This window comes from Polaribacter sp. Z014 (assembly GCF_023555435.1).
GTDB lineage: Bacteria > Bacteroidota > Bacteroidia > Flavobacteriales > Flavobacteriaceae > Polaribacter.
Genome location: NZ_JALCZP010000032.1, coordinates 1 through 24,830 on the forward strand (window position 1 = coordinate 1; position 24,830 = coordinate 24,830).

Annotated in this window: 27 protein-coding genes and 1 pseudogene; 11 read left to right on the forward strand and 17 right to left on the reverse strand. The window is 30.0% G+C overall.

The features are described 5' to 3' along the window. Positions 1-228: 228 nt before the first annotated feature. The 7 genes from MPF19_RS17855 to MPF19_RS17885 all read right to left on the reverse strand — a co-directional run bounded on the left by MPF19_RS17855 (position 229) and on the right by MPF19_RS17885 (position 6,538). Positions 229-1,083, reverse strand: a complete 855-nt coding sequence (locus MPF19_RS17855) for a pseudouridine synthase (protein WP_203394817.1) — start codon at positions 1,081-1,083, stop codon at positions 229-231. A 38-nt stretch (positions 1,084-1,121) separates the two neighbouring features. Further along, the gene (locus tag MPF19_RS17860) at positions 1,122-2,039 is read right to left on the reverse strand and encodes a geranylgeranylglycerol-phosphate geranylgeranyltransferase (protein WP_249989659.1); all 918 of its coding nucleotides are present in this window, start codon (positions 2,037-2,039) and stop codon (positions 1,122-1,124) included. 4 nt (positions 2,040-2,043) lie between these two features. Continuing rightward, positions 2,044-2,970, reverse strand: coding sequence for a mevalonate kinase family protein (locus MPF19_RS17865; protein WP_203394815.1), 927 nt, complete (start codon positions 2,968-2,970; stop codon positions 2,044-2,046). Positions 2,971-3,024: 54 nt separating this feature from the next. Continuing rightward, on the reverse strand, positions 3,025-3,420 hold the full coding sequence (locus MPF19_RS17870; RefSeq protein ID WP_249989661.1) for a toxin-antitoxin system YwqK family antitoxin: 396 nt from the start codon (positions 3,418-3,420) through the stop codon (positions 3,025-3,027). Positions 3,421-3,444: 24 nt separating this feature from the next. Further along, positions 3,445-4,545, reverse strand: coding sequence for a diphosphomevalonate decarboxylase (locus tag MPF19_RS17875; RefSeq protein WP_249989663.1), 1,101 nt, complete (start codon positions 4,543-4,545; stop codon positions 3,445-3,447). Between the two features lie 28 nt (positions 4,546-4,573). Further along, complete coding sequence (locus tag MPF19_RS17880) at positions 4,574-5,296, reverse strand: LytR/AlgR family response regulator transcription factor (protein ID WP_203394812.1); 723 nt, start codon at positions 5,294-5,296, stop codon at positions 4,574-4,576. Positions 5,297-5,488: 192 nt separating this feature from the next. Then, complete coding sequence (locus MPF19_RS17885) at positions 5,489-6,538, reverse strand: sensor histidine kinase (protein WP_249989665.1); 1,050 nt, start codon at positions 6,536-6,538, stop codon at positions 5,489-5,491. A 207-nt stretch (positions 6,539-6,745) separates the two neighbouring features. On the opposite strand from MPF19_RS17885, the gene MPF19_RS17890 reads away from it, so the two are divergent. The 7 genes from MPF19_RS17890 (at position 6,746) to MPF19_RS17920 (ending at position 10,182) form a co-directional block, all read left to right on the forward strand. Beyond that, complete coding sequence (locus MPF19_RS17890) at positions 6,746-7,084, forward strand: hypothetical protein (protein ID WP_166384335.1); 339 nt, start codon at positions 6,746-6,748, stop codon at positions 7,082-7,084. A 111-nt stretch (positions 7,085-7,195) separates the two neighbouring features. Then, on the forward strand, positions 7,196-7,531 hold the full coding sequence (locus MPF19_RS17895; protein ID WP_203394810.1) for a hypothetical protein: 336 nt from the start codon (positions 7,196-7,198) through the stop codon (positions 7,529-7,531). 44 nt (positions 7,532-7,575) lie between these two features. Beyond that, positions 7,576-8,199, forward strand: a complete 624-nt coding sequence (locus MPF19_RS17900; protein ID WP_249989666.1) for a thiamine diphosphokinase — start codon at positions 7,576-7,578, stop codon at positions 8,197-8,199. A gap of 9 nt (positions 8,200-8,208) precedes the next feature. Then, positions 8,209-8,442, forward strand: coding sequence for a hypothetical protein (locus tag MPF19_RS17905; protein WP_203394808.1), 234 nt, complete (start codon positions 8,209-8,211; stop codon positions 8,440-8,442). Positions 8,443-8,541: 99 nt separating this feature from the next. Further along, positions 8,542-8,916, forward strand: coding sequence for a hypothetical protein (locus MPF19_RS17910; RefSeq protein WP_203394807.1), 375 nt, complete (start codon positions 8,542-8,544; stop codon positions 8,914-8,916). Between the two features lie 110 nt (positions 8,917-9,026). Beyond that, positions 9,027-9,524: a hypothetical protein gene (locus MPF19_RS17915; RefSeq protein WP_249989667.1), complete on the forward strand. Its 498-nt coding sequence runs from the start codon at positions 9,027-9,029 to the stop codon at positions 9,522-9,524. A gap of 274 nt (positions 9,525-9,798) precedes the next feature. Then, entirely contained in the window at positions 9,799-10,182 is a 384-nt protein-coding gene (locus MPF19_RS17920; protein ID WP_249989673.1) for a VOC family protein, read from the forward strand. A 20-nt stretch (positions 10,183-10,202) separates the two neighbouring features. Here MPF19_RS17920 and MPF19_RS17925 read toward each other — a convergent pair whose 3' ends face one another. The 5 genes and pseudogenes from MPF19_RS17925 to MPF19_RS17945 form a co-directional block, all read right to left on the reverse strand. Further along, positions 10,203-10,757 (reverse strand): thioredoxin family protein, encoded by a 555-nt coding sequence (locus tag MPF19_RS17925; RefSeq protein ID WP_249989676.1) that lies wholly within the window; start codon positions 10,755-10,757, stop codon positions 10,203-10,205. An 86-nt stretch (positions 10,758-10,843) separates the two neighbouring features. Continuing rightward, entirely contained in the window at positions 10,844-12,052 is a 1,209-nt protein-coding gene (locus MPF19_RS17930; protein ID WP_249989678.1) for a BaiN/RdsA family NAD(P)/FAD-dependent oxidoreductase, read from the reverse strand. A 55-nt stretch (positions 12,053-12,107) separates the two neighbouring features. After that, positions 12,108-13,034: a GYDIA family GHMP kinase gene (locus MPF19_RS17935; RefSeq protein WP_249989680.1), complete on the reverse strand. Its 927-nt coding sequence runs from the start codon at positions 13,032-13,034 to the stop codon at positions 12,108-12,110. A 102-nt stretch (positions 13,035-13,136) separates the two neighbouring features. Next, positions 13,137-13,502 carry a DUF1569 domain-containing protein gene (locus tag MPF19_RS17940; RefSeq protein ID WP_349666073.1) on the reverse strand — a complete coding sequence of 122 codons (366 nt, stop codon included), beginning with the start codon at positions 13,500-13,502 and terminating at the stop codon, positions 13,137-13,139. Between the two features lie 93 nt (positions 13,503-13,595). Further along, positions 13,596-14,864 (reverse strand): annotated as a pseudogene (locus tag MPF19_RS17945) (hydroxymethylglutaryl-CoA reductase, degradative); the annotation flags it as partial. 145 nt (positions 14,865-15,009) lie between these two features. Between MPF19_RS17945 and MPF19_RS17950 the strand changes: the two are divergent. From MPF19_RS17950 to MPF19_RS17965, 4 genes are all read left to right on the forward strand, one after another. Continuing rightward, entirely contained in the window at positions 15,010-17,211 is a 2,202-nt protein-coding gene (locus MPF19_RS17950) for a S9 family peptidase (RefSeq protein WP_249989682.1), read from the forward strand. Between the two features lie 12 nt (positions 17,212-17,223). Beyond that, positions 17,224-18,783 carry a peptide MFS transporter gene (locus tag MPF19_RS17955; RefSeq protein WP_249989684.1) on the forward strand — a complete coding sequence of 520 codons (1,560 nt, stop codon included), beginning with the start codon at positions 17,224-17,226 and terminating at the stop codon, positions 18,781-18,783. A gap of 75 nt (positions 18,784-18,858) precedes the next feature. Beyond that, complete coding sequence (locus tag MPF19_RS17960; protein ID WP_249989686.1) at positions 18,859-20,424, forward strand: peptide MFS transporter; 1,566 nt, start codon at positions 18,859-18,861, stop codon at positions 20,422-20,424. 198 nt (positions 20,425-20,622) lie between these two features. After that, positions 20,623-21,141, forward strand: coding sequence for a thioredoxin family protein (locus tag MPF19_RS17965; RefSeq protein WP_249989688.1), 519 nt, complete (start codon positions 20,623-20,625; stop codon positions 21,139-21,141). 275 nt (positions 21,142-21,416) lie between these two features. Here MPF19_RS17965 and MPF19_RS17970 read toward each other — a convergent pair whose 3' ends face one another. From MPF19_RS17970 to MPF19_RS17990, 5 genes are all read right to left on the reverse strand, one after another. Beyond that, complete coding sequence (locus MPF19_RS17970; RefSeq protein ID WP_249989690.1) at positions 21,417-22,262, reverse strand: hypothetical protein; 846 nt, start codon at positions 22,260-22,262, stop codon at positions 21,417-21,419. A 137-nt stretch (positions 22,263-22,399) separates the two neighbouring features. Next, complete coding sequence (locus tag MPF19_RS17975; RefSeq protein ID WP_502925238.1) at positions 22,400-23,239, reverse strand: TPM domain-containing protein; 840 nt, start codon at positions 23,237-23,239, stop codon at positions 22,400-22,402. Beyond that, positions 23,236-23,673, reverse strand: a complete 438-nt coding sequence (locus tag MPF19_RS17980; protein WP_249989691.1) for a TPM domain-containing protein — start codon at positions 23,671-23,673, stop codon at positions 23,236-23,238. Before MPF19_RS17980 ends, MPF19_RS17975 begins: the two co-directional genes overlap by 4 nt. A gap of 1 nt (position 23,674) precedes the next feature. Next, positions 23,675-24,286 (reverse strand): LemA family protein, encoded by a 612-nt coding sequence (locus tag MPF19_RS17985; RefSeq protein WP_249989692.1) that lies wholly within the window; start codon positions 24,284-24,286, stop codon positions 23,675-23,677. Between the two features lie 118 nt (positions 24,287-24,404). Continuing rightward, entirely contained in the window at positions 24,405-24,734 is a 330-nt protein-coding gene (locus tag MPF19_RS17990; protein WP_203394793.1) for a MerR family transcriptional regulator, read from the reverse strand. Between the last annotated feature and the right edge of the window lie 96 nt (positions 24,735-24,830).

Sequence of the window (24,830 nt, forward strand, 5' to 3'; positions counted from 1 at the left end):
CTTAAAATCCAGTGGTCAGTAATGGCCGTGCGGGTTCAAGTCCCGCCTTCAGTACAATAACCGTTGTTAATCTTTTGATTTTCAACGGTTTTTTGATTTTACCAACTTTTTTTTCGGAACTTTTTTATAGAAGTATTATTCTTTTTCCATCAAACACAACTCTCCAAAATAATATTCTTAAAAATTAGGCATAAAAAAATCCAGCTAAAAGCTGGATTTTTAATTATTTTATTTCATTATCTGAAGATTGGTAATCTCTAAGTTCGTTAACTCTCTCCATCTACCTCTCGGTAAGTTTCTTTTTGTTAATTCAGCAAAAATAACTCTATCTAGTTTATTTACTTTATAACCTACGTGTTCAAATATTTTACGCACAATTCTATTTCTACCAGAATGTATTTCGATACCTATTTCAGACTTTGGCTGTCCATCTACATAAGAAACCGCATCAATAAATACTTTTCTACCTTCAATAATAACCTCTCCACGTAATTTCTCTAAATCTCTTAACTCCAATTTTCTATCTAAAGAAGCGTGATATAGTTTACGAACATTATGTTTTGGGTGTGTTAATTTTTTGGCTAAATCACCATCATTAGTAAACAACAACAAACCAGTTGTGTTTCTATCTAATCTTCCTACAGGATAGATTCTTTCTTTTGATGCATTTGCAATCAACTCCATTACTGTTTTTCTACCTCTATCATCATCCATTGTGGTAATGTAGTTCTTAGGCTTGTTCAGTAAAATATATCTTTTTTGTTCTGGCGTTATAGAAGTCCCATCAAAACGAACAATATCGTCTGGCTGTACTTTATACCCCATTTCTGTTACTAGCTTTCCATTTACCTCTACACTACCGTGTTCTATATACGTATCTGCTTCTCTACGAGAACAAACTCCAGAATTTGCAATATATTTGTTTAAACGGATTCCTGTCGCGTCATTAGACTTTGGAGCCTCTTTAATTTTGGTGAAAGTTTTCTTCGGAGTCTTTCTAGCTAAAGGCTTGCTTTTTCTACTAAGTGGAGTACTTTTTTTACCTTCTTGTCGTCCTCTCGACGAGTTTTTATTTGAATTCATTACTTTAAAAAATTTTTGCAAAAATACGCAAAAAAAGCTTAATTCAATCTATCTATTACTTTTTCTACAATTAGTTCTGGCTTTATAAAAATTAAAGAAAAAACACCTATTAAAAGCAAGATTTTCAAAACATTATGCATCATTCTATATTGTTTCGTTTCTGTTGAATTCCACAAATAAAACCCTAGAAAAATCAGCACAATTAATGCAAAATAAAAATAGAATCTCATATAACTTAATGCTGGATAACTAAACAAAATTACCACAGGAAATAATGTTAAAACCAATAAGAATATTGATAACTGTTTTGTCTTTTTTTCTCCATAAAAGACAGGAAAAGTCTCATAATCATTTATTATTGCACCTTTCATATTCTGTAAATCTTTTAGTAATTCTCTTACCATAAGTACTAAAAACAAGAAAACGGCATGTACAAAAATTATTTTTGAAAAATTTTTAAAATATACAAAGACCGCAAAAAAAGGCAAAATTGTAAGCACAGTAGCAGAAACCAATCCTGTAAATGGATACTTTTTAAGCTTATGGGAATAGAACCAAATAGCAAAAATATAAATTGCAAAAAACAACGCTGCTCGTCCGGAAATTAATAGACCAAAAATAAAACCTAAAAAATTTAATGTAAAATATAATTTTAACTTGACAGACTGTTTTACATAATTATCTATACCTGTTTTTAGAGGACGATTTATTCTATCTACTTGAACATCATAAAAATTATTGATGATATAACCAGCTGCAACAACACATATACTTGCTAAAATGATGTATAACAAATCAACATCAAAAACAATACTTCTAAGTTTTTTTTGGGGTGAAAATATAAAAATAGCCGCTAAGTATTGCGCTAAAATAAGCACAAGAATGTTGTAACCTCTTATAACAGAAAGTAAGCTAAAAAATTTAAAAATGATTCTTTTGGCTTTAAAACTAATCATAAAATTAGAATCTATAAACTAATTCTAATTTATAGTTTTTAAGGCTTTTTTGAGCTTTTTCATAATCTTCAGTAAAACCTAAAATGTAACCACCACCACCAGAACCACAAAGTTTTAGATAGTAATCATTTGTTTTAATTCCGTTTTCCCAAACTTTATGAAAAGCATCTGGAATCATTGGTTTAAAATTCTTTAAAACAATTTTAGACAATGATTTTACATTACCAAACAAAGATTTTACGTTTCCTCCTAAGAAATCTTCAATACAAGCATCTGTTGTTGTTGCAAATTCTTCGCTAATCATTTTTCTAAAACCTTCGTTTTTCATCTTATTCATAAAAATGTTCACCATAGGTTCCGTTTCACCAATTTGTTCAGAATCTAATAAGAAAACAGCTCCTTTTCCTTGTTTTTGAGAAGGAATACCTGCAGGCTCTACATTGTCTTTAGAATTGATTAATATTGGTAAACTTAAGTAGCTATTTAAAGGATCTAAACCAGAACTATTCCCATGAAAAAAAGATTCCATTAAAGAAAAAATTTGCTTTAATTTTAATAACTTTTCTCTCGTTAAGTTTTCTAAAACGGTTATTTTATCGTCTGCATATTGATCATAAATAGACGCAACTAAAGCACCAGAACTACCAACTCCATACCCTTGTGGTATAGAAGAATCAAAATACATTCCGTTTTCTATATCTCTCTTTAAATCCTTTAAATTAAAGGAAACTAAATCTGTAGTTAAGGTAGTTAAATGTTTATAAAAACGTTCTAAATTTTGATTGGAAACTTTAGGGCTTCCACTTAAATCGACTGAAGTTTTTAAAGCTCCTCGGTATGCATTAAACGGAATTGCTAACCCTTTAGAATCTTTTATGATTCCGTATTCTCCGAAGAGAAGGATTTTAGCATAAAATAATGGTCCTTTCATTTTTCTTTTTTATAGTGTTGCAAAAATACGAATTAATATATTAACAAAACATTATTAAAAATTCTTGTAAAAAGTTTTCCAGACACCAACTTTTTCTCCTTTTGTGTATTTTCCTTTTTCCTTATTCTTTCCGTTCTTATAATACGTTTTCCAGACACCGTCCTCTAAACCATCGACATAGGTTCCGGAAGTTCTTAATTCGCCAGATTCATAAAATTCAGAAAAGACTCCTTCCAACTTGCCTCTAGAGTAGCCTATTTTCCTAAAAACTTTACCACTTTTATAAAAATAAATTACTTCTTTAGCATTACTAGAATTTACTGTATAATAAACAGATTTAGCTTGGTTTGTCTCTTTTAACTGCCCATCTAACCAAGTAGTTTTTTGTGCAGAAATAGATACTGTAAAAAGAAAAATTATTATGGATACTAACTTTATAAAAGCGTTCATTTAAATTGTTTTAATTCTGATAAATTACATTTTATTAGCGCCAAGTCCAACAGTATCATAAATATAGTGATTTTTCTGACAGTATATAGAAAGTTCATTTTCTATAAAATGATTTACTTTTTCTTTTTCATTCTCCGGATACAAAACATGCACATTGGCACCTGCATCTAAGGTAAAACAAATATTACTATTATTTTCAGTTCTGTATTCCCAAATTTTATTAATAATCTCTAACGTATTTGGTTTCATCAAAATGAAATACGGATTGCTAGTCATCATCATAGCATGCAATGTTAACGCTTCACTTTCTACCAAATTAACAAATGCTTTAATATCTCCGTTTTGTAGAATTTCTGACATTTTACTCAAGTTCTCATTTGCTTGGGTAAAACGACTTTCTGCATACGGATGCTCATGCATTAAATTATGACCAACGGTACTAGAAACTTGTTTTTCTCCTTTATCAACTAACAAAATTGCATCTTGATAATTATCAAAAACCGGATGCACTTTATAAGGAAATTGTACACCAAACAAATCTGAACTTCCTTCTATTTCTGGATGATTTCCCCAAACAACCATCGGTCCTTCTATACTTCTACTTGCACTTCCAGAACCTAAACGTGCTAAAAAAGAGGCTTTTTTATTGATTTCTTTTGCTGATAAATCAGGATTTAATTCAGACTCCAAACTCATCAAACACATTGCAATAGCACTTAATCCACTTGCAGATGATGCAATTCCGCTAGAATGCGGAAAAGAATTCTCTGAATTAATGGTCATTTTATAATCAAAAATATACGGACAATATTCTTGTATTCTTTTAAAGAATTCTGCAATTTTTGGTTTGAATGCGTCTTTTTGTTTTCCTTCAAAAAACAAATCGAAATCTACTACTTTTTCAGATTCTGAATCAAGTTCTGAATTACGCTTACGCATAAAATCAATCGTAGTAATGGTATGACAATTATTTAACGTAAAACTAATAGAAGCATTTCTTGGTATTTGCGGATTGCTCTTTCCCCAATATTTTACCAATGCAATATTACTAGGTGTTTGCCAGGTAAAACTTGCTTTTTCTACTGAATTAGTATTTGCTTTCGAAATAAATTGTGCTGTATCCAAACGTCTTAATTTTGCACCAAAGATAAAACTATTTCAAAGAATTTTCAGTTAACTTTTTAAGTACATTTTCTTTGTAGGTTCTACTAATAGGAATGGCATTTTTTTCAATTTCTACCAACTCATTAGTGTACGAATCTGTTTTATTTAAATTGATAATATAAGACCTATGAATTCGTAAAAATTGATGCGAAGGTAATTTTACTTCTAAATTAGAAATGGTTTCTCTGGTTACTAAAACCTTGTCTTTTGTGTAAATCTTAATATAGTCCGATAAACTTTCTACATACAGAATTTCATCAAAAATAACTTTTACCATTTTACGATCTGATCGCACAAAAATATAGTTATTCTTTACTGCTGTTTCTTCAATATCAACCTTAGGTTTTATTGTTACCTTAGTTTCGAAAAACTTATTTATTGCTTGTAAAAATCGATCGAATGCAATTGGTTTTAATAAATAATCTACTGCTTGTAAATCGAAACCATCCACCGCATATTCTCTATATGCCGTTGTAAAAATGATCTTAGATTTTTTGTTGATGGATTTTGCCAACGACAAACCTGATACATCAGGCATATTAATATCTAAAAAGAATAAATCTATATTTTGTGTGTTTACAATTTCGAATGCTTCCATGGCATTTTTACAGCTTTTAACTAAAGTTAAATTCGGGATTTTAGCTACAAAAGTTTCTATAATTTTTCTAGCAACGGGCTCGTCATCAACAATAACACAAGTAATCTGATTCATTTTTTAGCTATTTATTTTTAGATTAGAAAGCATGAGATTTATCGTCATTCGTTCCTCTTTCTATCGAAAAGACAAACTGGGTGGTAAAAACCTCCAAAACTTGTCACTTCGAACAGCGTGAGAAGTCGCATAACAGTGATCACACAATGTTGAGTTACTTTATGTGATTTCTCCCAAAAGGTCGAAATGACACTATTTATTAAACTCAATTTTTAAAGACACTTTAAATGCATCCTTTTTATCTATAATTTCTAGTTGATGTTTCTTCGGATATAACATTTCTAGTCTTTTTTTAATATTATCTAAACCAATTCCGGCATTTATATCTTCTTTTTCTTTGGATGAGTTTTCTATTTCAAAAAACAAAAAATTAGCATCTATTTTAAGATGAATATCAACTTTTAAAATTCCATTAGCAGTAAAACCATGTTTAAAACTATTTTCTACAAACGGAATTAATAACATCGGTGGAATTTGCAAATTATCATTTATATTTTCCTTTTTAAAACTCACTTTTAAAGTATCGTGAAAACGCATTTTCTCTAAAGAAATATAGTCCTCTAAATGATTTACTTCTTCTACTAATAGCACTTTTGGCTTTTCTACTTGATATAAAATGTAATCTAGTAAATTAGATAATTTTAAAATCATTTCTGGCGCTTCATCCGCTTTAGTGATAGCAAAACCATAAATAGTATTTAAAGAATTAAACAAAAAATGCGGATGAATTTGCATCTTTAAAAACTTTAATTCTTGCTCCTTTAACTCTAACTTAGTTTGTAAAAATTTGTTTTCTAAAGTCTTTTTTTCATCTAAAGATTTATAACTGTGTTTTAATATTTTTAAACCACTTGCCAAAACAACTATAAAAAAAATACAAACCAAAATTACAGCAGGATTTGTAGTTAATGCTGGCATTTTTTGAAATTCTAAATTAAAATAAAACACAAACCCAACTACTTCTATCATTAAAATAGTTGTAGCAACAAAAACACCTGAATAAATAGTATAAAGAACAAATTTCTTATATTGTTTTTTTAATAAATATTTAGGAATTAAATCATATACAAAAACATACGCAGTAATTAATGTTACAATACTTAAAAGAGAAGAAAACCAAAATAAAAAAGCTTTGTTTGATGAACCTACACTAAAAAAACTTTTGAAGAAAAACCAAACAAGCATCCAACATAAAAAATGTATTGGTATTTTTTTTAAGACTAAAATCAGTTCTTTTTGCATATGTTACAAAATAAAAATAAAGATTTAATTTTTAGGATAATTAGCGACGGATTACTTATTTTAATCTCTAAAAAGCAAATTTGACACTTTTTATACTAAAACTACCTATTTTTTGTAGAAACCAAGTAAAAAGGATTCATTCATCTCAAATATATTTTAAGAACAAACATTACCAATATTTTTGAAACGAATTTAAAAACTTATATTATGAAATATATTATCGATGGAGGCAATACATTTATGATTCCCTTAATTATTCTTTTACTTTTAACACTTTTCTTAGTCATGAAGGGTTTTAAAATAAATTCAGAAAAAAATAGGGAACTCATTAAATCCGTCAGTTTATTTGCACTTGTATTTGGTTTTTTAAACCTTTTTATTGGTTTGTACCAAATGTTTACTATGATTGCAATAGCGAATGATGTATCTCACCAGGTCTTAGGAATAGGCTTAAAATGCGAAATTACACCAGTTATATTTGGTTTTATCATTTTTCTTATTGGCAGATTAGGTGTAATTGCACTTACTTGGATGAAAAAAGAATAAACAAAAAAAACAGTTTTAGTAAAAACAAATTAAAAACTATCCAATTGTCTCAATTATATTATAAGAACAAACATTCTTACTCTTTTAAAAACGAACTTTAAAACATATACTATGGAAACAATCACAAACGGAGATCCTTTATTTATAATCCCATTATTTATCATTTTTATTATTACTATCATTTTACTTATAAAAAGCATTAAAAATAATACACAGAAAAACAGAGAACTTGTTAAAGGAGCAAGCCTATTTGCTTTAGTTTTTGGATTTGGATGTCTTTTTCAAGAATTGTTTTGGATATTCGAAGTAGTTGCAATTGCTACAGACTCATCAGCTGGAGTTCTAGGAATAGGTTTAAAATTTGCTATAACACCAACAATAATTGGTATGACAATTTTTTTAATTGCTAGATTAGGAATAATCGGACTTATTATAAAAGAAAAATAAACCTTAATAATCACTTTCAAAACACCCATTTCATTAATTTTGAAATGGGTATTTTTGTATCCATGAAAAAAGGAAATGTCTTTTTACTTTTAAACGGAAAACCACCAAAAACACTCCCTGATTTAGACAAATATGAAATTATTTGTGCTACAGATGGAGCTTATAAATATTTAAAAGAAAACAATATTAAACCCAATTTTATTAGTGGCGATTTTGATTCTTTAGAAAATTTACCAAAAGACATAGAAGTTATTCATACTCCGAATCAAGATTTTACAGATTTTGATAAAATTCTTCAAATTCTATTTGATAAAGGTTTTAAAAACATTGATATTTATGGTGGAAGCGGACAAGAACAAGATCATTTTTTAGGAAACTTGCACACAACAATTCAGTGGAAAAACAAATTGCAGCTTACTTTTTTTGATGATTATAGTCGTTATTTTTTAGCTGATAAAAGCACCAAAATTACTAATTGTAACGATAAAATAGTTTCTTTGGTTCCTTTCCCTAAAGCAATAAATATTACTACAGAAGGATTGCAATATCCTTTAAAAAAAGAAGATTTATCTTTCGGAGAACGAATTGGTACAAGAAACAAAGCAACTAATAACCAGATTAAAATTAATTTTGAAAGTGGTGAGTTATTCATTTTCATCAACCATTAAAACAAATAAATGTCTAGAAAAATAAAATTATTGTGGGATTTTAGAGGTCCAGATGCAGCACAAACAGCAAAACATCATACCATTCATTTAAAAGAATTTGCAGAAATAGAAAACTTAACGTTCTTTGAAATTGATATTGAAGAAAAGAACCCAATGTTGTTTGCTGCTTTTATTACTGTTGCCGAAAAAGATATGAAAATTTATAGAGATGCTTTAAAACCGCATCGTGGAGAAGTTGGGTGATTTTGTTTTCTTAAAAAAATCATAATAAACAAACTTTTTAAACATCCTAAAATAAAAAAAACTAAGTTTGTACCGTCTAAGTCTTTAGACAAAGAAATAATGAAGCAGAAACACCAAATTCTAAAAGTACTATTACTCATTTCAATTTATTGTTCTGGGATGTACCTTTCTGCAAATACGTCATCTTATTTTAACACGCATAATGTTGCTGAAAATAAGGAAAAGGCTACGTATTTAGAAACTGCTTCTAAAGTATTTTACACTCACACACAACAATCAGAAAATTCAATTTCTGAGCTTACTGAGTTTTCATTACCTAGTTTTCAATTGTCTTCAGACGATTTTTTGACAATTACGTATTCTAATAAACTAGAGTTTAATTCTAAGTTTAAACAGTATAAAAATTACTTAAATACTACTCGAATCAGACACCGAAAATCTGATCTTATATTTCCTTTCCATAATTTTTGGTAATACTTCTCTTTATTAAAACTACCTTTTACGTAGTTAATTAAAGTATTGATATGTTGCGATTTACCGCCTCATATAAAAATTAGTATATCAAAAAATTAAAAAAACACAACATGGATTTAGGAACAATCATTATAGGAATTATTTGTATAGTAATATGTGCATTACCTTTTGTACTAACAAATAAAAACAAAAAGAAAAAAGAAAAAGAGTTATTAGACTTACTTAAAGATTTTGCAAAAGAGCATAATTCTGAAATTACAAATCATGAAATTGGAGAACATTACGCCATTGGTATAGATGAATCTAAAAATGCCATTTCTTTTCTACAAAAAACAAAAGAAAAAAATAATCTTCAATATGTAGATCTTACAACTATTAAAAGTTGTGAAATTAGTAATATCAGTAAATCTTTAGGAAAGAACGAAACAACACTGGATAAATTAAATTTAAAATTGAATGCTATTGATAAAAATAAACCGAACGTTATCCTAGAATTCTACAATTCTGATATTAGCTTTCAACCAGTTAACGAGTTCGATGTTATAGAAAAATGGAATAAACTAATTAGCAATCTTCTTAGTACTAAACTGCAAAGTAAAGCAGCATAAACATCTTAAAAACAAGAAAGAATCTTACATACTAACTAAAAATTAGCGCGTAAGATTCTTTTTTTTAGGCGTAATTAGTATTAATACCTTTTAATTTCTTATTCTATAAAATCCGTTTTCAAAAAAATACATTTCAATAATAAATACATCTCTTATCTATTTCATCTAAAAATTAGTCTTGCTATTATTAATTTGGAAACCTTAAAAATTAAATTATTTACTTTTTTAATCCTTAAGTTTGCTACTATTAAATCAAAATAATAAACTTTTATAAATGCATACTTTCGTATTCAATCACATAGCCCTTTCTGTTAAAGACGTAGATATATCTATTGCCTTTTATCAAAAAGTACTGCAACTTAAAGAAATTAAGAATACTGCTTCTAATTCTAAAACTAGATGGCTATCACTTGGAGAAGGTAAACAGCTTCACATAATTCCACGTCCAGATGCTGAAATAAAAACGAACAAAGCCGTTCATTTTGCTTTAACAACCGTAAATATAGATTCATTTGTAACGCATTTAAAAGAATTAAAAATAGAGTATTCTGATTGGCTAGGTACGCCTAATAAAGATTACGTTAGAAACGATGGTATTAAACAAGTGTATTTTCAAGACCCAAATGGGTATTGGATTGAAGTAAATGATGCTATTTAATAATTTTTATTAAAGCAAAACTACTTCCACTTTATTCCACAACCCATACTTGGTTTTTGATTTTCTACTGCAGATTTATTTTCTAATAAATTGTCAAGAGAATTACGTAAATCAATTCCTGTAACAGGTTTTCCATTTCCTGGTCTTGAGTTATCTAATTGACCATGATACACGGCTTCTAAATTGTTGTCAAACACATAAAAATCAGGCGTACAAGCAGCGTCATACGCTTTTGCTACTTCTTGAGTTTCATCATACAAATAAGGAAAAGGATAGTTTTCATCCTTGGCAAGCTGCTTCATTAATTCAGGTGAATCTTGCGGATAATTATCCACATCATTAGCACTTATAGCTATAAAATTAATTCCTTTTTGCTGATAATCATACGCCATTTTTACCAACTCCGCATTTACATGAATTACAAACGGACAATGATTACAGATAAACATAATTACGGTTCCCTTTTCTCCTTTTGCATTTTCGAGCGAAAGAAAAGTATTATCAACCGTATTTAATAAATTAAAATCGGGTGCTTTTGTTCCGTTTTTAAACTCGTTAGATTCTGTTCTTGCCATTTTTATCTTTTTTATTCGTCTTTGCGAGGCACGAAGCAATCTCCTCATTAAATAACAGATTGCTTCGTTCCTCGCAATGACTTAAATTATTCTGCCAAAGCGTTCGCACAAATAAAACCTCCTGTCCACGCATTCTGGAAATTAAATCCTCCAGTAACAGCATCAATATTTAAAACTTCACCTACAAAAAAGAGGTTTTTATGTTTTCTACTTTCAAAACGTTTAAAGTTTATTTCCTTTAAATCTACTCCTCCAGCGGTTACAAATTCGTCTTTAAAAGTAGTTCTTCCGTTTGCGTTAAAAACTCCTTTGGTTAATTGATTTGCTAAACCTTCTAATTGAGCGTTATTTAAATCTGCCCAATTCTGAGTTGCACTTATGCCTGCTGCAATTACAAAACGTTCCCATAATCTTTTAGAAACCTCAGCAAAAGGCGATTTTAAAATAGCTGTTTTTCTAGGTTCTTTCTTTTTTAAATTCAACAAAACATTCAATACTTTATCCGTTGGTCTAGACAACCAATTTACTTCTACGTTATATTGATAGTTTTTATCCGCTAAAATTCTTGCGCCAAAGGCGGATAATTTTAAAACCGCTGGCCCGCTCATTCCCCAATGGGTAATTAATAACGGTCCGGAAGCCTCTAATTTTGTTCCAGAAATGGTAACCGTAGCATTCGGAACCGAAGTTCCTAATAAATCTACCAAACGTTTATCATTGATATTAAAGGTAAACAAAGACGGAACAGGCTCAACAACAACGTGATCTAAAGTCTCACACAATTCCCACACTTTTTTAGAACTTCCTGCAGCGATTACTAATTTATCAGCTTCAAAAACTTGTTCTTTTGTGTTGATAACCCATTTATTATCTTGTTGAGAAACCGAATTTACACCACAGTTTGTCAACACTTTAATTCCTAAGTTATCAACAGCGTTTTGAAAGCAATCTATAATTGCCTGACTGGTATTTGCTTCCGGAAAAACACGATTGTCATCTTCTATTTTTAAAGGAACTCCTCTATTTTCAAACCATTCAAAAGTATCGCCTGTCATAAACTGGTGAAAAGGCCCTAACAATTCTTTTTTTCCTCTTGGATAGAACTCTGTTAAATCCTTTGGAATAAAACACGCATGCGTAACATTACATCTTCCACCTCCAGAAATTTTTACTTTCTGTAAAACATCATTCCCTTTTTCGAGAATCGTAATATCTAATTCAGGATTATTTTCTTTTGCGTTTATCGCTGTAAAATATCCTGCTGCTCCACCTCCAATAATTATTACTTTTTTCATGTTTTTTATTTTGAGACCTCACAGGTTTTTAAAACCTGTGAGGTCTTATGTGAGTTTATAAAACCATCTGACTGTAAGTCAATATAGTTTCAAATCCTTTATTTTTAAAATAGCTTGGTGTTTCTGGATTTCCTGTTACTAAAACAAAATCGCCTCCCCATGCACCTAAACTTTTTATTGCTCCAAAATAATCTGGAAACAACTTTTCTTTAACTGTTTTTAGTTTGATAATTGAACTAATAATTTGTTCATGCTCAACTATTAATTCGTCAAACTCTTCTAATGATTTTGTTGTTAAAAATGCATCAGAAATTTCTGAAATTCTTTTTATTTCTTTATCAAAATTAAGATTGCTTTCTCTAAACTTTGCTATCCCTTCTTTAGAGTCTTGTTTCTGATTTAAGTGTACAAAAAACAACTTATCTTTAAAACTCGGGTTGAATTCAATTGGTTCAACGATAGGTTCTTTATCCTTAATTTGATAAAAAACTGGCATATCATTTTGTGCACAAGCAATATCATAACCACTTCCTTTAAAGGAATTCCATAATAATTTAAAAGCATCTACTTTTGCCCAAGAAGCAACCGAATTTATTAATGTTGATGAAGTTCCTAATCCCCAATTTCTTGGAAATGTAAGGTTTGTTTTTACAACATATCCGTTTTCTGATGCTAAAAAATCTGGATTTAAGTTTTTTGCTTCTTTTAAAATATCTAACAACGTTTCTGCAATCACTTCTCCGCTACCTTCTTTATCAGAATTGAAGGTACAATTTATCAAACGTAGTTTTTTTAAATCGAAAACAGCCTCAAACCAACATTCTCCTGTATGTGTAAAACTACCCCAAATAATCTCGGGTTCTTTTATTCTTTCCACGACTAAATCTTGTCCAAATTTAGTTGGAATTGCCAAAGATTTTGCGCCATCTAAAACAAGATATTCTCCTGTTAATAATAATTTTCCGTTTGAATAAAAATTCATTTTTTGTTAATTAATATTTAATTACATCCTATTGAATTGCATTCTGCTTTAGCAGGATGACTAATATAATTATTAAATTAAAATTGGCTTTAGCCAAAACACTTACAACAATCCAAATTGTTTAAAATGATGTGTAAAATGTTTTACATGAAATTTTTGCCAATATTCATAATCTAATTCCCCAAAAAATGGATGATTTTCAGCTTTAGCTGTTTCAAAATGAATTTTAAAAGCATCTATTTGAATGAATAAATCCTTTATTGCTTTACCCACAGAATTAAATTTTAAGGCATTTGGTTCTTCAGACAACAGAGGTGCTTTAAATCCTACTTGCAATTCACCTTCTGTATTTAAAAAAGGTTTTCTTCTTGCTGATTTTTCATCAGAAACATAATAATCTGCAGCTACTTTGCCATTAGAAATTTGTAATAAAAAGCTTAAATGTTCTATCATTTGTTGCCCATTCATCTTACCGAAAAGTGGTTTTGAGTTTTCATCAATCTTAGATAATTTAGAACGTACCAAATTTTTATCAAAAAAATCAATCCAATTAATGGTCGGTTTCCGTAACTCATCTATTTTTTCTACCACTGCAGAATGTGTCACCGTTTTTTTATCAAAAAAAGCAGTAACTATTTCTTTTTCTTCTTCTGTAGCATTAAATTGATTTAAGATATTCTGCAAATGCATTTTCATGTGTCCATGCTGAATTCCCTTAGTAGTTAAAGCTCTTAAGGCTGCAAAGTTCTGTGCCAAACCTGCTGCTGCCATAATTTGCATTAAAGTTCTAGCAGATGGTTTTTGCAACATTTCTAACGATAATTTTGCTAATGGATGTAAACCTGTTAAACCACCAACGGTTCCTAGAGCTAGCGGAATTTCAATCCAAAACTTAAAAATCCCATCATCAATTGTACAATGAGACAAGCTAGAATATTGTCCGGATCTTGAAGCGTAGGCATGTACACCGGCTTCCACCGCTCTAAAATCGTTACCTGTTGCCAAAACAACAGCATCAATTCCGTTCATTATTCCTTTGTTATGCGTTACCGCTCTATAAGGTTCTATTTCTGCAATTTTTATTGCTTGGTAAAATTTCTCTGCAAATTTCTGTGGGTTTTCGCCTCCCAACTCTTCAATTGTACAACTCACCTCTGCTCTAACCAAACATTCTGGAACATAGTTAGAAAGAATGCTCATTACAATTTCTACATCGTCTTTTTCAAACTTTTTAGCAATGGCTTCTAAACAAGAGTTTATAAAATTTGCACCCATTGAATCTTTCGTTTCAAAGGTTGCATGCAGTTGGTAATAATTTTCTAATTTATCAGTTTTATCAACTAATTTTATATCTAAAATTCCACCGCCACGTTTTTCCATATTTTTAGTAATGGAAGCCGTTCCAGCAAATAATTCCGTTTTATTTTTATTAAAATACGATTCAAGTTCCCTTTTATCTCCTGCATACATAAAATGGACTTGCCCAATTTTAGTAGTACCAATAACCTTCGTTTTAAAACCACCTCTGGTGCTCCAAAACTTACCTACCAAAGAAGCTGCAGCAACCACAGAGCTTTCTTCTACAACCATAGGAATCACATAAGTTCTATTATTAATTACAAAATTTGGTGCAATACCAAAAGGCATGTAGAAATTAGAAATTGTATTTTCTATAAAATCATCGTGTAATTGTTGTAAATCACTATTGTCATTCCAATACTGTTTTATAATTTCTTCTGTTTCGTGTTTATTATGGAAATAATTTTCAGTTAACCACGTAATCTTTTCATCTTTCGTTAACTTAGAAAAACCAGAAATAAGTTTGCTCATTCATTTGGGTATAAAACTATCAACAACAAAGATAAGTGAAACTGTTAAAACATTAAGGGATATCTAAGTTTTCTCCTTTTTTAAGATATTTTTTATGGATTTTTCCGTAAACTTGGCAAACTTTTATCAAATCCCAAGGTCTACAATGAGAAAAGGAGTAACACTAACAACTATTCTACTATTAATTAGTTGTATAGCATTTTCACAGCAAAATGCAAATCAAACATTAAACAAAAAAGAAATTACATTAGAAGAAATCTGGAACGGAACGTTTTCTGCAGAAAGAATGAATTCTTTAAACTCTATGAATGGCGATTTTTATGCGGTTTTAGATTTTAATAGATTAACAAGATCGGTAACAGTAGACAAATACAGCTATAAAACTTTAGAAAAAGTTGAAACAATTGTAAATAGTGCAGATTTAAAAGGGCTAAATAGTTTCTCTTCTTATAGTTTTAATAATGATGAAACAAAACTAATTTTAGGTACTAACTTCCAGCAAATTTATCGTCATTCTAAGAAAGGAACTTATTATGCCTATGATATTGCTTCTAAAGAATTGACGTTAATTGGCGAGGCTATTCAAGAACCTGTTTTTTCTCCTGATAATAAAAATGTAGCCTATGCAAAAGATAATAATATTTTTATTAAAAATGTAGCTTCAAACAAAATTACTCAAGTTACTACGGATGGAAAAATAAATGAAATCATCAACGGAATTACAGATTGGGTTTATGAAGAAGAATTTGCTTTTGTAAGAGCTTTTGAATGGAATAAAACCGGGTCTCATTTAGCATTTTTACGTTTTGATGAAACCAATGTTCCTACTTTTTCTATGGATATTATTGGTACCCAATTATACCCAACACAACAAGTTTTTAAATACCCAAAAGCAGGAGAGAAAAATGCAGCTGTAACATTACACATGTATACACTTGCATCAAAAAATACTAAGAAAATTTCTTTAGGTGATTACGAATATATTCCTAGAATTAAATGGTCTAAGGATGCAGATGTTTTAGTGGCAACTACTTTAAATCGTCATCAAAATAATTTAAACTTATATAAAGTGAATGCTGCACAAGCTAATACTACTTTATTACTTAACGAAACGGACAAAGCATATATTGATATTACAGACAATCTTACTTTTTTAGCCGATAACAGTTTTATTTGGACTAGCGAAAAAGATGGTTACAACCATATTTATCATTATGATTTCAGTGGAAAACTAATCAACCAGATTACAAAAGGAAATTGGGAAGTAACCAACTATTATGGTTTTAACGAAAGTAAAAAAACTATTTATTATCAATCTGTAGAAAATGGATCTATCAATAGAGGTGTTTATTCCATTAATTTAAACGGAAAACATAAAAGCTTATTAAGTAATAAAGACGGGCAAAACACGGCTGCTTTCAGTAAAAATTTAAACTACTTTATCAATACGTATTCATCAGCAGAAACACCACCTATTTATTCTTTATACACTGCTAAAGGAAAAATGTTAAAGGTGATAAAAGATAACGCCGCATTAAAAGAAAAGTTATCGGCATACAAAATGAGTCCGAAAGAATTTTCTACCATCAACATTAACGGAAACGATTTAAACATGTGGATGGTGAAACCGTTAGACTTTGATGCTAATAAGAAATATCCTTTATTAATGTTTCAATATTCTGGTCCAGGTTCTCAACAAGTTGGAAATACTTGGAACGGTAGCAATGATTACTGGCACAATATGTTAGCTCAAAAAGGAATTATTGTGGTTTGTGTTGATGGACGCGGAACTGGTTTTAAAGGTGCTGACTTTAAAAAAGTGACTCAAAAAGAATTGGGTAAATATGAGGTTGAAGATCAAATTGCTGCGACTAAAAAATTAGCAGCACGTTCTTATATCGACAAAAACAACGTTGGTATTTGGGGCTGGTCTTTTGGTGGTTTTATGAGTACAAACTGTATTTTAAAAGGAAATGACATTTTTACTACAGCTATTGCGGTCGCGCCTGTTACTTCTTGGCGTTTTTACGATTCTGTTTATACAGAACGTTATATGCAAACTCCGCAAGAAAATGCTAGTGGTTATGATGATAATTCACCAATAAACTATGCAGAAAAATTAAAAGGAAAATACTTATTGGTGCATGGAACTGGTGATGATAATGTACATGTACAAAACTCTTATAGAATGATAAACTCTTTAATTGAAGCCAATAAACAGTTTGATATGTTTATTGTACCAGACAGAACACACGGAATTTATAAAGGAAGAAATACTCGTTTAAATTTGTTCACAAAAATGACTAACTTTATCGACGAAAATTTAAGTAACAAATCAACTAAATAAAAGAATAATTATATGAGTAATACCGCTAAACTACCACACCAAAAAGAACTATTTGGACATCCTGTAGGTTTATATATATTATTTTTTACAGAAATGTGGGAACGCTTTTCTTATTACGGAATGCGCTCTATATTAGTTATTTACATGATTGCACAAGCCTCAAATGTGAATGGTCCTGGTTTAGAATGGACTGAACTTGAGGCCTATCAATTATATGGTTGGTATGTAATGTTGGTGTATCTTATATCTATTCCAGGAGGAATACTAGCAGACAAAGTGTTGGGGCAAAAAAAGACTGTAATGTTAGGAGCTATATTATTATCAATAGGACATGGTGTTCTAGCTATTGAAGCTGATTGGGCATTTTTTACTGGTTTATTATTCATTATTGCCGGAGTTGGGTGTTTAAAACCTAATATTTCTACAATGGTTGGAGGTCTATATCAAAAAGGGGATATTAGACGAGATAAAGGATTTAGTATTTTTTATATCGGTATTAACTTAGGCTCTTTGTTAGCAACTACCTTTATAGGTTTAGTTGTTGCTAAGTGGGGATGGCATGCAGGATTTGGTCTTGCAGGAATTGCCATGATTCTTGGTTTACTTGTATATATTTGGGGCCAAAAATACATTACTCATGTAGGTAATAAAATGTCTGTTAAAGAAAAAGAAAATGATGTTTCTATAGGGAAAGTATTTGGTAATATTTTTAAATCGCCTATACACTTAGGGATTATGACCGTTTTAATTATCATATCATTATATGTTGGATATACTAAAGAAGGTGTTGATCATTGGGGTTACGGTGCTCTTTTTGTCTTTTTATCTTTTGTTATAGGACTTCTAATGATGATTTATAAAGATTTAGAGTCAAAAATTATGAAAGATAGATTCTTAGTTCTTTTATTATCATTTCTATTAGTGGTTGTTTTCTGGGGAGCATTTGAACAAGCAGGAGGATTAATGAGTGTTTATACAGAGCAGAAAACAGATAGAATGTTATTTGGTTATTTAATACCAACACCAATGTTTCAAGGATTAAATGCTGGTTTTATTATTTTGTTTGCAGTTTGGATTGCAAATATTTGGGCAAAAAGAAAACTTAATAATAAAGAAGCATCCTCATTGTTTAAAATGGCAACAGGAACTATTATCATGGGACTAGGTTTTGTTTTTATGATCTTAGCCGTAAGAGAGTATGAGGCTAATGGTAGTTCTGGAATGCAATGGTTAATTCTTGCTTATCTATTTCATACCATTGGAGAATTATCTTCATCTCCTGTATCCTTATCATTTGTTACCAAATTAGCACCCGTAAAATATGCATCATTAATGATGGGATTATATTTTGCCGCTACTGGGCTTGGAGGAAAAGTAGCAGGTATTTTAGGTGAAAAATCAGCTCAGTTTGGAGAATACACCATTTTTACAGGAATCGTAGTTTTTACCGTAATTTTTGGATTGATCGTTATTGCTTTACTGAAACCTCTAAAACGTTTAACGCATGGAGCAGAAGATAACGAGGGAACAAAAATGGAGGACAACGAAGGTTTCGAATTAGCCGATAATTAATAAAACAAAATAACAAACTTCATACACTATATCTTAATGAGATTTGTTATTCTTAAATAAATTTAATTTTTTTACATGAATACAGCTAAATACAGATTTGAAGGTTCAGAAATGAACAATAAATTACTGCTAGGACATCCCGCAGGTTTATTTATTTTATTTTTCACAGAAATGTGGGAACGTTTTTCATACTATGGAATGCGGGCATTATTAGTTATTTTTTTAATTTCATCTTTAACAGATGGAGGTTGGGCTTGGAGCAGAGAAGAAGCTTTAGGTTTATACGGTACTTACACCATGTTGGTGTACTTTACCCCTATTATTGGAGGAATATTAGCCGATAGGATTTTGGGTTACAGAAATGCCGTTGTTATAGGAGCTTTATTAATGACACTTGGACATGCATCCATGGCATTTGATACTCCTTGGGCCTTATATGTAGGTATTGGTTTATTAATTGCAGGAAATGGGTTTTTTAAACCAAATATTACTTCAATCATTAATGGTATTTATATAAATGCTCAAGACAAAAAAGATGGTGCCTTTACTATTTTTTATATGGGTGTAAATGCTGGTGCTTTTTTAGGGATTATGCTTTGTGGTTATGTAGGTGAAACCTATGGTTGGCATTTTGGTTTTGGTTTAGCGGGTATTTTTATGTTCTTAGGAATGTTACAATTTTATTTTGCGCAAAGTATTTTTGGTAATGTTGGTCTAAAACCTAATAAAGTAGCTGATTTATCTGATGCAATTAACAAAGATGAAAAAAGTTATGACGATGTACCAAATAATGTGCAAAGAGACCGATATATTGTTGTTGGTATTTTAGCATTTTTCACTATTTTCTTTTGGGCTGCATTTGAACAAGCTGGTGGTTCTATGACCATTTTTGCTAAAGATTATACTAATAGAGTGCTAGAAGGTAGTGCTGCTACTGTTTTTAGAATAGCAAATACACTACTTACGATTGTTCCGTTAATTATTATTACTTATGTTTTATTTAGTTTGTTTAAAATAACCTTTAAAAAATACGCTTTATCAAATACTTTTTTAGGTATTAGTTTTGCTATAATTTGGATTATCGTAATTACAATGCTAAAAAACCAGTTTAGTGAAGTTTCTACGGAAATACCTGCTTCTTGGTTTGGTATTTTAAATTCATTCTTTATTATAACATTCGCTCCATTATTTTCTAAAATTTGGGAAAGCAAATACAATCCACCTGCAACTATAAAATTCGGTGTTGGATTAATACTATTAGGATTAGGTTTCTTAGTCTTAGCTTATGGCTCTGCTAGTATTCCTCAAGGTGCAAAAACAGCATCTGTTAGTGTTATTTGGCTAATTTTAGCATATTTACTTCACACTTTAGGTGAGTTAAGTTTATCTCCAGTTGGTTTGTCTTATGTATCTAAATTAGTACCCGGAAAAATGATAGCAATGATGTTTGGTCTTTGGTATATTGCCGTTGGTATGGGTAATAAATTAGCTGGTTCTATGGGAGGAATGATTGATGAAATAACAACTAAATACTCTATGAGTACTTTCTTTTTAATATTTACTTTTGTACCTATAATTGCAGGTCTTTTAGTAATGAGCTTAACACCTTTATTTAAAAAATTAATGCACGGAGTAAAATAAACTTCACAGAAATATATAATGAAAGAGGCTGTCTAAAAAGTGAGTTTTTTGTCAATCTAAATTTATTTTAGATTCTTAAGAGTACTGAAATTCAGTAAATTTAAATACTGAAACAAGTGCAGTATGACAAGATTTAACACTTTTTAGACAACCTCTTTTTTTTTGTAAATTAGACAAAATTATTACGACTTATTAAGCATGAAAAAACAGATATTACTCATTGCAATTTCGATATTTTATATAAATACTTATGCACAAGAAAATATTAAATGGCTTGGTTTTGAAGAAGCTATTGAATTAAACAAAAAGAACCCGAAACCTATTATAGTAGATGTATATACGGATTGGTGTGGCTATTGTAAAAAAATGGACCTCAACACCTATTCTAATATAACAATTGGCGAGTATATAAATAAAAACTTTTATGCCGTTAAACTAGATGGTGAAGACAAAAAAGATATTGTTTTTAATGATCATACGTTTAAGTTTCAAAAAGAAGGAAGGCGTGGTTATCATCAACTAGCAGCTACTTTAATGAATGGAAAAATGTCGTATCCTACTACCTTATTTTTGTCTGAAGAAGTAGAGTTAATAGATAGAATTCCGGGCTATTTAAATAAAGAAGTGATGGAAAAAGTATTAGTCTATTTTTCTGATGAATTATACAAAACAAAGAAATGGGAAGAGTTTATAAAAGATTTTAAAAGTAACTTGTAAACACTAGTTACCAAAAATAAAACCACCCTATTTATACGTTATTTCTGGTTTTCGTATTTCTTATATAGTAGAAATCTAATCTAAAAAACAAGAAAATACACTAAAATGTATACTTTCTTATTTAATAGGACCTACTATTATAGAAACTTATTTAGAAAAAGCATCTAAATTAAGAGCAGAAAACCCATTATCGAAGCTGTAGATACTACATACAACAACACCACTACTAATTTAGTAGATAAATTAAAAGAGCGTTACGGGGTTTAGAAATGAAACTATATTTTAAGTTCATAAAAATTACCGCCAGCTCCATGTGCTTTTTCATCGGTAATTAATAATGTACTGTTATTTTTAAAAGCAATTCCTTCTTTTTGTGATAGATGATTTAAAGGTGTTTTTGTTAGTTTTCCAGATAAAAAATCATCGTTTTTGTAATCTGTAAAAATTAAAACCGCAGCTGGAGATAACAACGCTACTTTACTTCCATCCTTAGAAATATCTGCAGAAGTAATCCAAGAATCCATATCGTTACCATTATTAAATTCAGAAATAAATACTGCTTCATGTTTTCCTTCCTTAGCCGGAATTCGATACAAAGAGGTTTTACCAAACTCATTTTTTACTCTACTTTTAGTAAAAATATAAAATGAATTGTTATAGTAGAAAAAAGATTCAGCATCAAAAAAAAGTTGTTTCTTTTTAGGTGGAAACTTCGTTTGATTTGGATATGAAAACTTAATTTTTTCTATTTCAATTTTTTTAGAACTGTTTAAATCTTTCTGTTTTACTTTTAAAATAACTAAATTTTTTCTTTTACTATCGTTGTTTCCAAAATCACCAATATAGAGGTTTCCTTCTTCATCAGAAGTTAAATCTTCCCAATCGTTATTTTTAGCTTTTATAGTAATCTCTTTTATAATCTTCCCACTCTCCGAAACCCCATAAATTCTAGGTTTGTTTCCGCTATCATTTAGCATCCAAATTAAATTAGAATTAGCAACCACTTCTGTACCAGAAACTTCTCCTAAGTCTTTAGCTAAGTCTGAAATAAGTTTTAAACTACCAAAATTCTGACAACTAACTAAGAACAGAAAACTAAAAATTGCAACTATTTTTTTCATCAATGCTAAAATCTATAATTAATACTTTAATAAAGAAACCCTTCAAGTTTTATAAAATCTGAAGGGTTTAATATCTATTTATTCTTTTATGTAATACGGTTTATATATCCTTCAAAAAAAAAAGGAAACTCGCTTTTCTACCAACCTCCAGAAGCGCCACCTCCACCAAAACTACCTCCACCGAAACCGCCACCAAAGCCGCCTCCGCCAAAACTACCTCCACCAGAAGAGCCTCCAAATCCGCCACCAAAGCTTCCGCCGCCTCTACCGGCGTTACTTAAAATAATGGCATCGAAAATACTTTCTGCAACAGAACCTCTTCTAAAACCTCTGCCACCTTTTCCGTTATTTTTATTTCCTCTAGAAATTAAAATAAAAATGATGATCACTATAATAATAAAAATGATAACTCCAGGATCAAACCCTTCGGCATCTTTTTGACGTGTTCCTTTGAATTCGCCATTTAATGTTTTAAAAATATAATCAGATCCTTTGTCTAAACCACTATAATAATCTCCTTTTTTAAACTCCGGAATTATAATTCTTTCAATAATTCTTTTAGATAGAAAATCAGTTAAAAGATGCTCTGTTCCTCTACCTGCTTGAATAGCAATTTTTCGATCATCTTTTGCCAATAACATTAAAATACCATTGTCTTTAACCGCATCACCTATACCCCATTTCTCTCCCCAATTAGCAGCTAAATAATTAATATTTTCACCTTCGGTGGATGCTATAATTGCAATTACAATTTGTGTAGATGTAGTGTCTGAATACTGTACTAATTTACTTTCTAGACTTGTTTTTTGGTCTGCAGTTAATAATCCTACATAATCGTAAACACTAGTTTGAAATTTTGGGATTTCGGGAATTTTATATCCTTGAGAAAAAAGATTTATTCCACAAAAAAGAATTGCAAATAACATCAATTTTCTACTAAAAACTGCCAACCGAATACTGCCTACTAAATTACTCATCCTTTAGAAATTTCATTAGAAAGTTCATCTTCATCATCAATTTGCCAAGGAAAATGAACTTGTAGTTCTTTTCCTGCCTTTAAGATTCCGTCAACAATTCCTTGTTTAAAATCACCTTGTTTAAAATGATTTTGCATTACATCTTTGGTACTATCCCAAAAATCTGTAGGTACTACTTTGTTAATTCCTTTATCACCATAAATAACAAACTTCTTATCTTTTACGGCAACGTAAATCAATACTGCATTATCATCTTTAGTGTTGTTCATTTTTAACAGATGAAATACTTCTAACGCTCGTTCATCATGATTCTTCTCTGAAGAAGCCTCTATATGCACTCGTATTTCGCCAGAAGTATTTTTCTCTGCAACTCTAATAGCAGAAATAATTTCTTGTTCTTCTTCTGGAGATAGAAACGCTTCTACTTTAGACATATTATTGTTTTTTCTTATTAAAATCGAAGTTTACATCAGGCGCATTTTCAGAACCAGCGTTTGCTTTATAACGCTCCATGGCATCAAAATTAAACAGACCTGCTAATAAAGAACCTGGAAACACTTTAATGTGTTTATTATAATTATTTACACCTTCATTAAAACGATCTCTAGCAACGTTAATTCTGTTTTCTGTACCTTCTAACTGGCTTTGTAATTCTAAAAAGTTTGCATTCGCTTTTAAATCTGGGTAACGTTCTACTGAAACCAATAACTTAGATAAAGCACCACTTAAACCAGATTGTGCTTGTTGAAATTGCGCCATTTTTTCTGGAGTTAAATCTCCCGCATTAATATTTACAGAAGTTGCTTTTGCTCTTGCATTAATAACATCCGTTAACGTTTCTTTTTCAAAATCTGCTGCTCCTTGTACTGTTTTTACCAAATTACCAATTAAGTCGTTTCTACGTTGGTAAGCACTCTCTACATTAGACCATGTTGTTTTTGCATCTTCTTGTAAAACAACAGCTGTATTGTTAAAGTTTTTCCCCCAATTGTAAAGTCCGAAAACAACAACAAGGATTACTATTACTGGAATTAACCATTTTTTCATAATTTCTAAATTTTAATTTTTGATTGATTTTTTGTACTACAAAACTACCTAATATTCTTGAGAATGTAAAGAATACAAGCGTCTATCCTACAAATTAGACACACAATAACAGTAAATGTTACAATTGATTTTTAATTTTAATCAGTTCTGCTTTAACTCCTTCTAAACGGGTTATTATTTCTTGATGATCAAAAGTAGATTCTGGATTTTTTTTAAGCTTTTGTTTTGCTCCTTCTAAAGTAAAACCTCGTTCTTTTACAAGACTAAAAATTAATTTAAAATTTTTAATATCTTCTTGGGTAAATAAACGATTTCCTTTAGCATTTTTTTTAGGCTTGATAATATCAAACTCCTTTTCCCAAAAACGAACTAAAGAGGTATTCACGTTAAACGCGTTAGCTACTTCACCTATTTTATAATACCTTTTCTCTGGTAAATCTACGTACATATATTCAGTATTCAGTATTCAGTATTCAGTATTCAGTATTCAGTATTCAGTATTCAGTATTCAGTATTCAGTATTCAGTATTCAGTATTCAGTATT

What these genes read in the sequence shown, in the direction of transcription:
- MPF19_RS17855 (WP_203394817.1), bottom strand. Translation starts at nt 1,083, where the DNA reads ATGAATTCAAATAAAAACTCGTCGAGAGGACGACAAGAAGGTAAAAAA.
- MPF19_RS17860 (WP_249989659.1), bottom strand. Translation starts at nt 2,039, where the DNA reads ATGATTAGTTTTAAAGCCAAAAGAATCATTTTTAAATTTTTTAGCTTA.
- MPF19_RS17865 (WP_203394815.1), bottom strand. Translation starts at nt 2,970, where the DNA reads ATGAAAGGACCATTATTTTATGCTAAAATCCTTCTCTTCGGAGAATAC.
- MPF19_RS17870 (WP_249989661.1), bottom strand. Translation starts at nt 3,420, where the DNA reads ATGAACGCTTTTATAAAGTTAGTATCCATAATAATTTTTCTTTTTACA.
- MPF19_RS17880 (WP_203394812.1), bottom strand. Translation starts at nt 5,296, where the DNA reads ATGAATCAGATTACTTGTGTTATTGTTGATGACGAGCCCGTTGCTAGA.
- MPF19_RS17885 (WP_249989665.1), bottom strand. Translation starts at nt 6,538, where the DNA reads ATGCAAAAAGAACTGATTTTAGTCTTAAAAAAAATACCAATACATTTT.
- MPF19_RS17890 (WP_166384335.1), top strand. Translation starts at nt 6,746, where the DNA reads ATGAAATATATTATCGATGGAGGCAATACATTTATGATTCCCTTAATT.
- MPF19_RS17895 (WP_203394810.1), top strand. Translation starts at nt 7,196, where the DNA reads ATGGAAACAATCACAAACGGAGATCCTTTATTTATAATCCCATTATTT.
- MPF19_RS17900 (WP_249989666.1), top strand. Translation starts at nt 7,576, where the DNA reads ATGGGTATTTTTGTATCCATGAAAAAAGGAAATGTCTTTTTACTTTTA.
- MPF19_RS17905 (WP_203394808.1), top strand. Translation starts at nt 8,209, where the DNA reads ATGTCTAGAAAAATAAAATTATTGTGGGATTTTAGAGGTCCAGATGCA.
- MPF19_RS17910 (WP_203394807.1), top strand. Translation starts at nt 8,542, where the DNA reads ATGAAGCAGAAACACCAAATTCTAAAAGTACTATTACTCATTTCAATT.
- MPF19_RS17915 (WP_249989667.1), top strand. Translation starts at nt 9,027, where the DNA reads ATGGATTTAGGAACAATCATTATAGGAATTATTTGTATAGTAATATGT.
- MPF19_RS17920 (WP_249989673.1), top strand. Translation starts at nt 9,799, where the DNA reads ATGCATACTTTCGTATTCAATCACATAGCCCTTTCTGTTAAAGACGTA.
- MPF19_RS17925 (WP_249989676.1), bottom strand. Translation starts at nt 10,757, where the DNA reads ATGGCAAGAACAGAATCTAACGAGTTTAAAAACGGAACAAAAGCACCC.
- MPF19_RS17930 (WP_249989678.1), bottom strand. Translation starts at nt 12,052, where the DNA reads ATGAAAAAAGTAATAATTATTGGAGGTGGAGCAGCAGGATATTTTACA.
- MPF19_RS17935 (WP_249989680.1), bottom strand. Translation starts at nt 13,034, where the DNA reads ATGAATTTTTATTCAAACGGAAAATTATTATTAACAGGAGAATATCTT.
- MPF19_RS17940 (WP_349666073.1), bottom strand. Translation starts at nt 13,502, where the DNA reads ATGAATGGGCAACAAATGATAGAACATTTAAGCTTTTTATTACAAATT.
- MPF19_RS17950 (WP_249989682.1), top strand. Translation starts at nt 15,010, where the DNA reads ATGAGAAAAGGAGTAACACTAACAACTATTCTACTATTAATTAGTTGT.
- MPF19_RS17955 (WP_249989684.1), top strand. Translation starts at nt 17,224, where the DNA reads ATGAGTAATACCGCTAAACTACCACACCAAAAAGAACTATTTGGACAT.
- MPF19_RS17960 (WP_249989686.1), top strand. Translation starts at nt 18,859, where the DNA reads ATGAATACAGCTAAATACAGATTTGAAGGTTCAGAAATGAACAATAAA.
- MPF19_RS17965 (WP_249989688.1), top strand. Translation starts at nt 20,623, where the DNA reads ATGAAAAAACAGATATTACTCATTGCAATTTCGATATTTTATATAAAT.
- MPF19_RS17970 (WP_249989690.1), bottom strand. Translation starts at nt 22,262, where the DNA reads ATGAAAAAAATAGTTGCAATTTTTAGTTTTCTGTTCTTAGTTAGTTGT.
- MPF19_RS17975 (WP_502925238.1), bottom strand. Translation starts at nt 23,239, where the DNA reads ATGAGTAATTTAGTAGGCAGTATTCGGTTGGCAGTTTTTAGTAGAAAA.
- MPF19_RS17980 (WP_249989691.1), bottom strand. Translation starts at nt 23,673, where the DNA reads ATGTCTAAAGTAGAAGCGTTTCTATCTCCAGAAGAAGAACAAGAAATT.
- MPF19_RS17985 (WP_249989692.1), bottom strand. Translation starts at nt 24,286, where the DNA reads ATGAAAAAATGGTTAATTCCAGTAATAGTAATCCTTGTTGTTGTTTTC.
- MPF19_RS17990 (WP_203394793.1), bottom strand. Translation starts at nt 24,734, where the DNA reads ATGTACGTAGATTTACCAGAGAAAAGGTATTATAAAATAGGTGAAGTA.